The sequence below is a fragment of the Ferroacidibacillus organovorans genome, from assembly GCF_001516615.1.
Lineage (GTDB): Bacteria > Bacillota > Bacilli > Alicyclobacillales > SLC66 > Ferroacidibacillus > Ferroacidibacillus ferrooxidans_B.
In genome coordinates this window covers 114,730-127,145 of the sequence record NZ_LPVJ01000009.1, presented here as the reverse complement: position 1 = coordinate 127,145, position 12,416 = coordinate 114,730, and the positions used below count along the sequence as shown (strand labels likewise).

Annotated in this window: 15 protein-coding genes; 1 reads left to right on the top strand and 14 read right to left on the bottom strand. The window is 48.5% G+C overall.

The genetic code is table 11. From position 1 onward, the window contains the following. Nucleotides 1-40 precede the first annotated feature (40 nt). From mreD to ATW55_RS03575, 6 genes are all read right to left on the bottom strand, one after another. A complete protein-coding gene (gene mreD, locus ATW55_RS03600) occupies nucleotides 41-562 on the bottom strand; it encodes a rod shape-determining protein MreD (protein ID WP_067712480.1) in 522 nt (173 codons plus the stop codon). Next, nucleotides 559-1,419 carry a rod shape-determining protein MreC gene (gene mreC / locus ATW55_RS03595; RefSeq protein WP_067712478.1) on the bottom strand — a complete coding sequence of 287 codons (861 nt, stop codon included), beginning with the start codon at nucleotides 1,417-1,419 and terminating at the stop codon, nucleotides 559-561. The genes mreD and mreC overlap by 4 nt, the downstream gene beginning before the upstream one ends. Nucleotides 1,420-1,444: 25 nt before the next feature. Next, entirely contained in the window at nucleotides 1,445-2,479 is a 1,035-nt protein-coding gene (locus tag ATW55_RS03590; RefSeq protein ID WP_067712476.1) for a rod shape-determining protein, read from the bottom strand. A gap of 21 nt (nucleotides 2,480-2,500) precedes the next feature. Then, nucleotides 2,501-3,226 (bottom strand): RadC family protein, encoded by a 726-nt coding sequence (gene radC, locus ATW55_RS03585; protein ID WP_082685507.1) that lies wholly within the window; start codon nucleotides 3,224-3,226, stop codon nucleotides 2,501-2,503. Next, nucleotides 3,223-3,822: a Maf family protein gene (locus ATW55_RS03580; protein ID WP_067712473.1), complete on the bottom strand. Its 600-nt coding sequence runs from the start codon at nucleotides 3,820-3,822 to the stop codon at nucleotides 3,223-3,225. The genes radC and ATW55_RS03580 overlap by 4 nt, the downstream gene beginning before the upstream one ends. A gap of 159 nt (nucleotides 3,823-3,981) precedes the next feature. Continuing rightward, on the bottom strand, nucleotides 3,982-4,944 hold the full coding sequence (locus ATW55_RS03575; RefSeq protein WP_067712471.1) for a hypothetical protein: 963 nt from the start codon (nucleotides 4,942-4,944) through the stop codon (nucleotides 3,982-3,984). Between the two features lie 148 nt (nucleotides 4,945-5,092). On the opposite strand from ATW55_RS03575, the gene ATW55_RS03570 reads away from it, so the two are divergent. Beyond that, complete coding sequence (locus tag ATW55_RS03570) at nucleotides 5,093-6,250, top strand: cation:proton antiporter (protein ID WP_067712464.1); 1,158 nt, start codon at nucleotides 5,093-5,095, stop codon at nucleotides 6,248-6,250. Nucleotides 6,251-6,335: 85 nt separating this feature from the next. On the opposite strand, the gene ATW55_RS17155 is transcribed toward ATW55_RS03570, so the two are convergent. From ATW55_RS17155 to pilM, 8 genes are all read right to left on the bottom strand, one after another. After that, on the bottom strand, nucleotides 6,336-6,578 hold the full coding sequence (locus ATW55_RS17155) for a monothiol bacilliredoxin BrxC family protein (protein ID WP_082685505.1): 243 nt from the start codon (nucleotides 6,576-6,578) through the stop codon (nucleotides 6,336-6,338). A 186-nt stretch (nucleotides 6,579-6,764) separates the two neighbouring features. Next, complete coding sequence (locus ATW55_RS17075; protein WP_067712458.1) at nucleotides 6,765-7,757, bottom strand: 3D domain-containing protein; 993 nt, start codon at nucleotides 7,755-7,757, stop codon at nucleotides 6,765-6,767. 156 nt (nucleotides 7,758-7,913) lie between these two features. Then, nucleotides 7,914-9,383 carry a type IV pilus modification PilV family protein gene (locus tag ATW55_RS03555; protein WP_067712457.1) on the bottom strand — a complete coding sequence of 490 codons (1,470 nt, stop codon included), beginning with the start codon at nucleotides 9,381-9,383 and terminating at the stop codon, nucleotides 7,914-7,916. After that, nucleotides 9,384-9,989 carry a pilus assembly FimT family protein gene (locus ATW55_RS03550; protein ID WP_082685504.1) on the bottom strand — a complete coding sequence of 202 codons (606 nt, stop codon included), beginning with the start codon at nucleotides 9,987-9,989 and terminating at the stop codon, nucleotides 9,384-9,386. Then, nucleotides 9,920-10,354, bottom strand: coding sequence for a prepilin-type N-terminal cleavage/methylation domain-containing protein (locus ATW55_RS03545; protein ID WP_067712452.1), 435 nt, complete (start codon nucleotides 10,352-10,354; stop codon nucleotides 9,920-9,922). The genes ATW55_RS03550 and ATW55_RS03545 overlap by 70 nt, the downstream gene beginning before the upstream one ends. Further along, nucleotides 10,344-10,871 (bottom strand): hypothetical protein, encoded by a 528-nt coding sequence (locus ATW55_RS16235; protein WP_160327154.1) that lies wholly within the window; start codon nucleotides 10,869-10,871, stop codon nucleotides 10,344-10,346. Before ATW55_RS16235 ends, ATW55_RS03545 begins: the two co-directional genes overlap by 11 nt. A 14-nt stretch (nucleotides 10,872-10,885) precedes the next feature. After that, a complete protein-coding gene (locus ATW55_RS03535; RefSeq protein ID WP_067712447.1) occupies nucleotides 10,886-11,416 on the bottom strand; it encodes a PilN domain-containing protein in 531 nt (176 codons plus the stop codon). After that, nucleotides 11,413-12,384 carry a type IV pilus biogenesis protein PilM gene (gene pilM / locus ATW55_RS03530; protein ID WP_067712445.1) on the bottom strand — a complete coding sequence of 324 codons (972 nt, stop codon included), beginning with the start codon at nucleotides 12,382-12,384 and terminating at the stop codon, nucleotides 11,413-11,415. The genes ATW55_RS03535 and pilM overlap by 4 nt, the downstream gene beginning before the upstream one ends. Between the last annotated feature and the right edge of the window lie 32 nt (nucleotides 12,385-12,416).

Genomic DNA, 12,416 nt, shown 5'->3' with positions numbered 1-12,416 from the left:
CTACCCAGTCTACAAAAACAGTCGCGAGTCCTACAGACGTTCATGAAGTGCCGTCGGCAGTCGCGTCGTGATAACTGACCTTCTTTTTCTTTAAAAAAGCCTTGCGATACGGTGCGTAGAGCAGCAACACAAAAAACATGGAGACGAGCGCCGTTTTGCTGGAACTGCGAATCACTTCGTGCAGCGTCGTACCGGACGCCTCCAAAAGCCTTGCCTCGCCATAGGTTACCCACGCAAACAACTCAGACGCAAGCCCAGTCACCAAAATGGCCAGAAGCGCGCTCTCCCGCAAAACCAGATGCCGAAAATAGCCTGCCAAATAACCAATCACGGCATACGCAAACGCAGTCTCTCCGAGAAAACGTCCATAGTCAATGTCCTGAATCAGGCCAATGCCAAGCCCAAACAACAGGCCCATGCGCGGGGTTCGCAAAAGCCCCGTCATGACAAGGCCGATGACGACAAGGTTTGGCGCGTACTCAGAGAGTGTCGGCGCGCGAAACACGGTCGACTCCAAAACCATGCTCAAAAAAAGCGCAACAAAAAGTAGGGTTGACCTCATGGAATCACCTGTCCCGGTTTTGGAACAAGCACAAACACATAGTCAATCGCATTAAAATTTGCGGCAGGAGCGATCACGGCAGATTTTGTAATCCCGGTCCCATCGAGTTGAAAGGACTGTACCTTTCCGATCAAGATGCCGCGCGGATACATATTAGATAATCCGGATGTGACGACAAGATCCCCGACGCGTGCGTTAGTCGACATTTGCGAAATAAACTGCATCAGCAAATCGTTTGGCACTGTCGCATTGCCCGAGACGATGCCAAATGTTGCCTGTTTCCCGTTGACAATGTTTGCCGAAACGCCGTCCGCACTGGCACTTGAAGTAAGCAGCGAGACAACACTACTTAGATTTGAGGATGAAGTAATCCGTCCAACCAGCGCCCCGTTCTGGTTTAAAACGGGCATGTCGCGCGCAACACCTGCGTTTTTTCCAACAGAAATCGTGATGTCTGAGTCCCACGTTAGCGGACTGCGGCCCGTCACACGTGCCGCAATCAACTTGTACTGTGGATTCGCCGAACGATAACCCACCATTTGTCTGAGTTGCGCATTTTCCTGCTGCGTTTGATCAAGAGAGATTTGTAACGCCGCGTCCTTGGCAACCAGCGCCTGCAACGCGCTATTTTCCTGATAAAGTGTCGTCAGATCTTTGATTCTCGAGAAAAAGGTTTCTACTTGAAACGTTGGTGTATAAAGCCACTCACTCACAATTGATGTCACATCGCGTACAGCGCGCTCAGGCCACGATGAGCGAAACGCTCGATTGTGAAGCGTGACTGCCGCCACAATAAACAAGACGATCAGTCCGGCAAGAAAGCCGAGCAGTCGACCACCCGAAAAAAGTCTACTCACGACCGCGCCTCTCCCTTACCCTCGGTTATCTGGCCCGTCTACGCTGGCCATACGCCCGGCGGTCGCGCAGCATCTCAATATTGTCAAGAGCCTTGCCGGTACCAATCGCTACACAATCCAGCGGATTATCCGCGACAAAAACAGGCATGCCCGTCTCACGCGCCAAATGCCTGTCAAGATTGCGAAGAAGCGCTCCACCGCCCGTTAGAACGATCCCGCGATCCATGATGTCTGCAGCGAGTTCTGGCGGTGATTTTTCAAGCGTAACCTTCACCGCCTCAAGAATACTCGCCACGGTGTCGTGAAGGGCGCTTGCCATCTCTTGCGCAGTAATCGTGACCGTCTTTGGCAAGCCGGTAACCAAATCGCGCCCGCGAATGTCAATCTCTTCTCCGGCTTCGTGCTCTAACGCCGAACCGATAGAAATTTTAAGTTCCTCTGCCGTACGCTCTCCCACCATCAAGTTGTAGTTGCGCTTGATGTGGTTCATGATCGCCTCATCCATCTCGTCACCTGCGACGCGAATGGAGCGGCTCGTCACAATTCCGCCAAGTGAGATAATCGCAACCTCCGTCGTACCGCCTCCGATATCGACCACCATGCTGCCAGTCGGTTCACCCACTGGTAACCCCGCACCAATTGCTGCAGCCATGGGTTCTTCAATCGTTTGCGCCTCGCGCGCACCAGCCTGAAGAGTTGCGTCGAGCACTGCGCGGTTCTCGACTGCCGTAATTCCTGACGGGACACAGACAATCACTCTAGGCTTTCCCGCAAAGACGGATTTTTTCTTAAGCGCCTGACGAATGAAATATTTGAGCATCGTCGTCGTCGTCTCAAAGTCTGCAATGACACCATCTTTCATCGGGCGCACCGCCACGATGTTCCCAGGCGTGCGACCGATCATTTTCTTGGCCTCTTCACCCACGGCGCGAATTCCGCCTGTGTCTGTACGCATCGCTACAACAGACGGCTCGCGCAGCACGATGCCGCGCCCTTTCATATAAACAAGTGTATTCGCCGTACCAAGATCAATGCCCATATCCCGCAAATTACCAAACATCCTGATTAAACGCTCCTTTGTCTATTCCATTTCAATCGCCGCGTCCATGAAACCACGTTCACGCAAGCTTATATATCGTTTGTCACCGATGACAATATGATCCAAAACTTCGATCCCAAGAATCGAACCAGCGCGAACCAAACGCTGCGTCACACTGATATCCTCAGGACTCGGTGTGGGATCGCCTGAGGGATGGTTATGTGCGCAGATAATTGCTGCCGCGCTGCGGCGCAAAGGTGTTTTGAAGATTTCGCGCGGGTGGACAATCGAAGCGTTCAAGGACCCTACGGACACCGTTTCTTCTCCGATGATTTGATGCTTCGTGTCGAGGTGTATCGTAAAGAAATGTTCTTTTTTAAGGAAGCGCAGCTTGTCCATCACATAATCCGCCGCATCCTTTGGCGAGCCAATCTTGGCGATCGCTTCACCTCCGAGTGCAGATACCCTGCGCCCCAATTCAATCGCCGCAAGAACGGCAAGGGCTTTCGCGCGGCCAACGCCCGGAATTTGACGCAACTCGCGAACATCCGCCTCCAAAAGTTCTCGAAGTCCACCCATTCGTGAGAGCAGGTCATCCGCAAGATCAAGCGCGGATACACCGCGCCGTCCCGTTCCCAAGAGAAGGGCAAGCAACTCGCTCGTGGAGAGCGACTGTGCGCCGTACTGCATCATTCGTTCTCGCGGTCGCTCTGTCAGCGGTCGATCCATCATCAGTGTACCACGTTCTTGCGCGCCACGCTCGGTCATTCAGCATTTCCCCCCTGTAGGGGAAGATTAGAAATTTCTAACCGTGCAAACAGATCAACCGTCAAGGAGAGCGGCAATCCAACAACCGCATAAAAATCTCCGTGGATTTCAGTGATAAATGGAGCGCCGATCCCTTGAATGCTATACGCCCCTGCCTTATCCATTGGCTCACCCGTATTAACATACCACGCAATCTCTTCATCGCGCAGCATGCGCATTGTCACACGCACATGTCGATAATCCATTTCACAGCGCATGGTATCCGCTTGAACAAGCGCCACACCTGTATAGACATCATGTGTTTTTCCTGCCAATCGACGCAGCATCGCCTTTGCCTCTTCGACAGACGCTGGTTTTCCAAGAGGCTGATCTCCATCATAGACCAGCGTATCCGCACCAAGCACAATACTGTTCGAGTAAATCCTGGCGACACTTAACGCCTTTTCGCAAGCAAGTTTCATCACTAGTTCATGCGGTGGTAGTTTCGCTGTATGTTCTTCTTCATAGTCTGGCGCCACAGCTTCGTGCGCGATGCCAATCTGTGTCAGCAATTGCGTTCGCCTTGGTGAGGTAGAAGCCAAAAGAATTCGGTTCAATCAGAGATCCTCCTGAAGCGTTCGGTTTTGGCTCTAGTATAAGAGATGGAACTCGACACGCCCACTCCAATCCGAGCAAGCTGATAAGTGCTGTACGAGTTTTGATAAATTTCACAAGTGATGCTTTCACACGCTCACGCGCGCAAGAGCTCTGCATCTCTAGGACGATGCGATTTGTTGATAGCGGACATATGCTTTTGCCAGCCTCTCGATTACGAGTTCCTGATGATAGACACCTGCCTGCCCAGGCGCATCCACCGCTTCCCACACCGCCTGTTGAAAATTGAACAATTGACGCCTGAAAGCAGACGGGAGACCAGCCCCTGATTTTAAGTATGCAAGATCCTGTTTGATCTGATGTGTCAAGTCAAGGAGAGTTTGCTGATGGAGCGTTGGTTGCTGCGCGAGAGAAAGCATGAGATCGACATCAAGAACCAATAATTCTTCAGTTTGTGACAGCAGCTTGGCTGAAACCTGCTTGGCCCGCACGGTGCGCTGAGGGAGCGAGGATTCACTCACAAAAAACGGCACTTCGCGGTTGTTTAAATAGCTGGAAAACGACGTGATCTTTGGGTTTGCAAGTGTCATTCCCACATAGACAGGTATGGGCTTTGAATTTCCCATGACTGCATGCACGCCACTTTGTGCCAGATCACTTACTGCCGACTGCGCACGCACGCGATTCCCGTACAAGCCAGACTGGTACAGATAGACGGAAACATTCGGCAAAATAAACGCATGTGCCGCTACAGCCTCTTTTATCCAAGCAGAGGAAAGAGATTGCGTGAGTTTCTGTGCGTTTTGTTCCGTTTTGCTCACCGGCAGGCTGTGCAAAAGCGCCGTCAAAAGCGCGCCAAGAAAAAGTCCGATGGCAAGCGCGTATAGAATGACATCTCCCAGTGTTTGCACAGGTTTTTGCGCATGAGTTTGCCGTTTTACATGACGCGCACGGCGAGCGCCCAGATGAAACCCCAGCACATTTTTTCTTGCGCGGCGGCGAACGTACGCTGCAGTGGCGGTTGTCGCCACTTCGCGAATCGCATGATCCATGGAATTTCTCGGCGTTTCTATCATTTTTTCAAATCGTCCATCCCACGTCTTTACATAGGTCCATCGCGCCATCATTGATCACCTTAGGTCATATGTCGTTGCTAGATTCTATGACTCATTGCGTGAATCTATGAATGGCATGGAAAGGAGATCGAAATGCATAGAGTTGATAGAAGAGACGCCTGTCCAGAAGACGTACAAACTCATAAGGAGGTTTCGCATGCACACGGAACCTTTTGTCCTGTTTGCTTTGATTTGCGTGATTGCAATCGCCGCATCGACCTTTACCGCCTTGTTTCCCAAACTCCGCCTGCCAACAGCCGTTCTCGAGTTACTGCTTGGCATCTCCCTTGGCAAATCAGGACTGCATGCACTTCCTATCCCCAGCTGGTTTCACGACGCGTCTTCACTCGGACTGCTCTATCTCATGTTTTTGGCGGGACTGGAGATTCGCCCATCCAAAAGAGGAAACAATGAAACGGCCCGCATCTCTTATTTGCTCATTTTTTCGATCTTTGCGCAGACCGCAGCGCTCTCGATTCTGGCAGGGCGTTTGCTTATTCATCTTGGATGGTCATCCGATCCACTGCTTAGCTCGTTTATCTTTGCGACGACATCCCTTGGCATCCTGGTACCCGTCCTTCACGAACGCGGACTCTCTGCGTCACGCTTTGGGCAACTGATTCTCCTCACCGCCGTAACCGCAGACATTGCGACTGCCACCTTGATTGGCATTGCGCTTCCAACGCGACCGACTCCCTTTAGCATTCCTATGCAACTCATCACCATGGCGAGCTTGGGATTTCTCCTCTACTTTGTGAGCCGTCTTTTCTTGCGTGGCATGCGCGGTCGCATTCCCTTCGCGCGACGTAGCGCATTTGGCGTGCGCGGCGCACTCACCATCGTCATGATCTGTGGTGCGACAGCACGTGTCATCGGTGCCGAATCAATCCTTGCCGGATTTACGGCAGGAATTGTGTGTTCATGGCTTGCGCGAGATCAACACGAAATTCTTCGCAAAAGGTTAGAGACGCTCGGCTACTCCCTTTTCCTGCCCTTTTTTTTCATCTCAACCGGAATGTCTCTCACCTTAACCCACGCGCGTATCGATCGAGTGGCAGGTCATCTGCCGCTTTATCTCCTTCTCGCTTTTGCAGTCAAAATCATCGGCTCGCTCAGCATGCGCTTTGAGTTTACCTGGCGTGAAACATTCGCGGCGGGCATGTTGCTCTCCACACGCTTTACACTCGTGATCGCCGTGGCGGCACTCGCTGCACACGCCCACCTGATCGGACAAACGGAAGAAGCAACGCTGCTTCTTACAGCGCTCGCCACCGTCATTCTCGCGCCACTCGCCTTTAGTCTTCAGAATTTATGACCGATTGTCATTTGCACTCGCAAAAACGGGATCATCGCTTTACTCGATGATCCTGTTTTTCATACATGCCAAGCGGGAGGATGTCTTACGTATTTTTCATATTTTCAATCGCTGTCGTTATGGACGCATCCTTTATCTTATAATGCGACGTGTGCCATACCGCTTTCCCGCGCTGTATTAAAATCACTTGAGGCGAGGCGTGAGACACACCAAATTCATCCGCTAGTGACAGAGAGAGATTTCGCGACTCGATGACTTTTACCATCGCAACAGGGACTTCTGCATGATTCTCATACTCGATCACCTGATCGAACGCCGTAGCGCTGATCGGTCAGGTTGTACTGTGCTTAAAAAGAAGCACTGAATCTGACTGCTGCATAAGCACAGTCAGATCATCGCGCGTCTTGATTTCTTTCATAAATTTTTCGCTCCTTAAAAAATCAGGGGAGCCTCGTGGCTCCCTCCGTCTTGCGGCGCTGTCTGAATCTGTATGCCACTGTCTCTTGATATCCCCCTACTTGCCGAGAATATACACTTTAACGACCTGACGACCATAATCGATCGCCTGCGAGACAGAGTTAAAACACAGATCAATGCGATACCCCTGAATAGCACCACCTGTATCATCTGCAACACCATAGCCATACCCTGGAATGTAAAGCTTCGTTCCCAATGGGATCACGCTTGGGTCGACTGCGATGTCTCCATATCCAGCGGGCTGACCCGTAGCGGTTCGGCCACCTGGATTGGAATAGGCAGTTGCAATCATGGTGACGACTTGACTTGTCACAAGCGAAGAGTCGCTGCGTGAACTCACCACAGGGGCAGGTGTTGGCGCAGGTTGCGCCGTCCCCACATCGATGAGTTCAGATACGGGCTGTCTTATGACCGTCTGATGGCGAACACTGCGCACCAAACGGTTATTACGAAAATATTTGGTGACTGTCACTCTGACCAACCCATTTTGTCCTTGACGCGCTACAACATTTGTGCCAGTGACAAAATTGTTGCTCGATTGACGAATGGTCGAGTAGGCAATCGACTGCATCATCGACTGAACAACCGAACGCCCGCGGATGACACGAACCTTCATGCCTCGTGTAAGTGGAGCACGGAGAGGTGCGCTGACAGAATCCTCGGGTCCCAGTTTAATCCTCAGTTGGTGAAGCAAGTCGCCTACGTTATGTACTAACGTATGGACGACTGTAGGACGATGATTCCCAACGGTCAGGAGAATCGGCAACGCCCTGACGACAACGATCTTCATTCCGTTTTGAAGGAGTGTCGCTCTTGCTGGTTCAACCAAATCATAACCGGCTACATGTACGTGTTGGGATGCGAGATACTTCACAACAGACTCCGTGGCGTATGTGCCACCCGTCGTCACTTTCCCATCCACGGACACGGTCACCGATCGGTAAGGACTCATCCCCGTCGTTACGCCAAGCGCCAGAAGCGCAGCGCACGTGGTGGCGATACCCAACCGCATTCGGCGGAACTTCTGCACTGAAACACCTCTTTTCCAGTAGTATGGCTACGGAAAAGGGTATTGCATCTGACAGCGCCAACTGCCTTAAAGACAATTCGTAGTATAGCGATAGACTGAAAAGAGAGCAATGGTTTAATTTGGTAATTGACGAAAAAGGGCTTCACACCGACTACGCTATGGAAGCAGCGCTGGTTGCGCCATCGGTTGCAAAACCAAGTCAGGAAAAGTTGGGTTACCTGTGACAGGATTCGTAAAAAACCGATTATCAAAAGCAATCGTTACATTTTTAGTCAAATCAGTCGCACGAGTACTATTAAATTGCAAATCACCATCACCAGGATGGATTTTCGGATGATTTACGACACTAGCATCGATGCTGACGCTCTGTGCCTCAATACCACCCGAGAGGTAGAATCCTCCTGTCATGTTGCTTAAGGATACTTTAGAGGCACTTTCCAGATAGGCGTTCATTCTCGTCGGAGAATATTGTTCATTCCCCTTCTGGCGGCCTTGCGAAAGTGTAATGGGACCGTATGAAAAAAGTTCAAATCGCATCCCATCCCCTTGATCGCCTTCGCTTTGTGAGAGATTAAAAAATTCACTTCTACCGTTTACAAAGATCGCGGAATCACCGTAAATCTTACCATATACGGTAAGATTTCCGCTGACATACATCGGCTGAAGAAGCGTCAATGTCGTTCCTCTCTTGATAATAAAATTCCCTTGTATAAATAATGGGTTTTTTACTATAAAATTGCGCGCATGCGTTGTGACGCCGCTCTTCGTCACATGAACAAAACCGCGCATATTCGGCGAGAGCTCACGAGGGCGACCAAGATAAAGTGCGTTTTTTTGTTTCTGAATCTCAAACGCCCCTTGTTTAAGAATAGCTGAAAATGACGGCTGTAAGGTGGAAGAAAAAACACCCACGTGAGAGACCCCCGAAAAATAGCTTGAGATATTGGACGGCGCAATCGGGAGGATACCTGATTTGCCCCACAAACCGATATCACGAGCCACTGCAAGCGTATAAGGCGCGCTTAAATACGGAAAATCAGACGAATCACTCTGATGCAAAATAAGTGATCCTCCTACTGCCACATTCCCCACAATCTTTAGTCCACCCGAGATATGCAAATCTCCAGTCGTGTAAATTGCATCACTGCTCATCGGAAGCATTCCAGAAAATAAAACAGCACCTTTTAATGTGCTCGATAGATTCCCAGAGAAACCCGTTGATTGAAGCTCCATTTGATCAAAAACTAAAGAACTGGAATTTGATGTAAATGAACTCGGACCATACGTGATGGTCAAGTGAAAAAAATGTTGGGTAGTGTTGAGCGTATTCGCCCAAGCGATCCAAGAAGCTTCAACCGACAAGAGCGTTGTTCGCGCAACATCAAATGATAAAGAGAAATTCTTTGCAGTCGCCGTGCTCCATAACGCATGTAACTCGTGATATGCCGCCACATACCCACTGCGCGCATTTGAAAGGGCCTGTTCGTTATTCTTGAGCTGATGCGAATACATTATCTGTTGAATTGTTAGTCCAAAAAATGAAGTCAAAAGAAGCGTCAACATGACGATCGCAATAAGCACTGTCAAGAAAGTGGACCCTTCTTGACGGAACGTTAAGCGGCTCATCTAGTACCCACCTCCAGCTACATATTGAACATTTTGTACTGCACGAAAGACGACGGGAGTGTCCATTGCAGTTACATCGAGATGAAACCTAATGATGTTGTTTTGTACAGTGATCGATGAATTCGCAAAACTGACAAAAGGGGTATTCCATGTCACTCGTTTTATCCGTGTTCCAGAAGAAGTAAATTCGCTTTCTTGGAAGGTGACTTGTCCATTTGTCAAGCGAGTCATTCGAAGTTCCACATTTTCCCCGTAAACATTCGTTCCTTGCAAAACACCAACCGCGCTTACATGCGCTGAACCTGATGTCATATTTTGTACAAACTGTTGGAGTTGTGACTCTACTAAATCAAGACTTGTATAAACATGCTGTCTTGATATGACCGTATTAAAACTGGATATTTCGAATGAAAAGATAAAAAGGATGACGCCTAGTATAAGTGTTGAAATGACAAGAGCCGCCAAAAGCTCAAGTAACGTCATGCCACGCTGAAACATTTCTACAGCGCGACATTGCAAAAGTCTCATTTTATGGATCACCTGATAAAAAGTTGTTTTAAAGAAATTTTTTCCGTCATCACCGATCCCCGAAAACTTGTCACCCATGAAACGGTCACCTCCACATCAACCAATCCGTTTGCATAGCTAGGCTCTATTGATGTGAGATTTTTTAACGCGATACGGAAGGTTGTTCCGTTGTAGTTTACCGTCTGCGAAGCGGTCGTTTGTAGCGTTCGCAGTGCCCCTTGTTGAGCCATAATCGTAAACTGTTGATTGGCGAGCATTGTTGCTTCTTGTTCCTGAATCGAGAGTTGCTCATTATAAAGAAAGAAATTTAATACAAGAAAAAGCACCGTTGAGAAGATTGAGAGTACGACAACGCTAGCCAATGTTTCCAATAGCGTAAGTCCATCTTGAACAATCCAAACTTTCTGCGTCGTGACGAAACTTTCTGATCGATTAAGTCTCATATGGTACAACACACGTAACATTCATTTGGGAAGGCCCTGCCACAGAGAGTGATAAATTTACAGATGTAATTCCAGTAATCCACGGTACCGTCTGCACATCTTGAATAAATTGCAAGAGTTTAGCGCGTTGACCGTAGAGTGACAATTGAATCGTCAGATTCGACACACTCTGGGGTGGTGATCCGCGCAGACTTGTATTCATCTTAGTGTTCAAACCATTTTCAGCGGATGTAAACGTTACACTCTGGATCTGTACATTTGTGTTGCCTGCAAATTGATATAAAAGTTGAATCCATTTTGTCTGTGCGTTGCCCGTTTCCAAGCGCTTGCCAAAATGCCTTGAATGATGATCGTTCTTTAGCCATTGATTCTGCTGGGCAATTTGTGAAAGCTGCGACATGATTTGAGTTTGCAGCGACGAGATGGCATGTTCGTTCTGTGAAACTCGCAGATTGAAACTAAGGAATGTTCCAATCAAAACTACAGTAATCAGAAAAACAAAAAACAAGTTGCGCAACGATCGAGATCGTATCATGGTAAATTTTTTGCCGCCCCTTTCAGTTGCACCGCCATCGTAAATGAAAAATGGTTCGCTTGGATTGATGATAAAGATTGTATAAATACAGATTGTACACTGTTTATAATCGTGAGTTTCGATTCGAATTGCGCAATTTCTAAAAGATTTGAGGCTGTTCCCAAAATCATCAACGAGTTTCCGTTATAAGATAGGGAATTGATTTGAGCACCAGGTGGTAAACTGCTCATGAATTCTGAGATGACAGATTGGATCAGCCACTGCGGGCCAACTGATTGCTCTTGCAAAATATTTGTGGCATACGATTGCAGTTTGCTGTTTAGAATGGTTTGCTCTTTTTGAAGCGAAGATTGTTGATCAAGCATCCATGTCAGCGTCTGTTGCGTCGTACGTAAGCGAGATTGGTCGATGATGATGACCGTTGTGGCAACTGCCGACACACTCAAAAGCGTGGCCATTGCCGTAAGAAGCACAAACGATCGCCAACGTTCCCAGAGGGATTGTCTCGGCAGAAGATTGATATTCAACGCGCAACCTCCTTACATGCGAGACCTAGCGACACAAACTCAGATACAGGTGTGCGTGCCACGATCTGACGCCAATCACTTGCAGAGACTTTCCACTTCTGAGTTTGATCTTTCGGTGACAGGGTGTACGGAAGATCTCTGAGATCCACAAACTCAGATACCCCATCATTTGTAAGACTATTTCTTAAAAATTCATGCATAGTGAATTGAGAATAGAGCAGATATACATTCTTTTGTAGCGATATCCCAGAAAAGGACATTAGAAAAAAATTAATCATGCGTTCAATCTCAGATACAAGCATACTTGCAAATTGTTCGGATGAACTATCGTATCTTTCGTCCCACATCAATTCCAAATTTCGATAAAAATAGAGAAATCCCTGTCGAAAAATGCTGATAGACATCTCACTCATCTCAACGTGAATCAATGTATAAAAACAAGCTTTTTCATATCCAAGTGAAGCGAAACGATACAAAGCAAGTGGTGGAATATCAACTGCAACCGGTTGCAACTGCGCTTGTTTTGCCAATTCCACGCTCTGATCCACATATTCACGTGGTGCGGCGATCAAGCAGACGGTTGTCATTTTGGGATCAATTTCGGTGAGCGGTGGCACCGCAACAGCGTCAAACAAGGCATCCTCAAACGGCAAATGAATGGAGTGACCAAGTTCATTTTGGATCAGCGATCTCAGATATTGATCAGGGACCGCAGGAACAGTCACATAGCGTACGATAAACTGATGATTTGCCAACCCAATCACAGTTTTTGCACCTAAAAGACCGTTCCCTTTGATCTCACGAGCAAATGCTTGAACCTCTGCTGATATTGCCCTTTCTTCATACACTTTTTCACTGCTTTTACGCGCGTATTTTTCCAACAGCATCACACCGCTCCGGGTGTACTTTATCGAAGTCCATCGTAAGCCGTGTACATCAAGATGCAAACCTACACGCGTTTTTGCCATGGTGTTCATCCCATTCCCTAATCGTTTAAAAC

Coding starts and splice junctions, on each gene's coding strand:
- radC (WP_082685507.1), bottom strand. CDS start 3,226: ATGACCGAGCGTGGCGCGCAAGAACGTGGTACACTGATGATGGATCGA.
- pilM (WP_067712445.1), bottom strand. CDS start 12,384: ATGGCAAAAACGCGTGTAGGTTTGCATCTTGATGTACACGGCTTACGA.
- ATW55_RS03575 (WP_067712471.1), bottom strand. CDS start 4,944: ATGGCGCGATGGACCTATGTAAAGACGTGGGATGGACGATTTGAAAAA.
- ATW55_RS03550 (WP_082685504.1), bottom strand. CDS start 9,989: ATGGGTGACAAGTTTTCGGGGATCGGTGATGACGGAAAAAATTTCTTT.
- ATW55_RS03570 (WP_067712464.1), top strand. CDS start 5,093: ATGCACACGGAACCTTTTGTCCTGTTTGCTTTGATTTGCGTGATTGCA.
- ATW55_RS03545 (WP_067712452.1), bottom strand. CDS start 10,354: ATGAGACTTAATCGATCAGAAAGTTTCGTCACGACGCAGAAAGTTTGG.
- mreD (WP_067712480.1), bottom strand. CDS start 562: ATGAGGTCAACCCTACTTTTTGTTGCGCTTTTTTTGAGCATGGTTTTG.
- ATW55_RS03590 (WP_067712476.1), bottom strand. CDS start 2,479: ATGTTTGGTAATTTGCGGGATATGGGCATTGATCTTGGTACGGCGAAT.
- ATW55_RS03555 (WP_067712457.1), bottom strand. CDS start 9,383: ATGAGCCGCTTAACGTTCCGTCAAGAAGGGTCCACTTTCTTGACAGTG.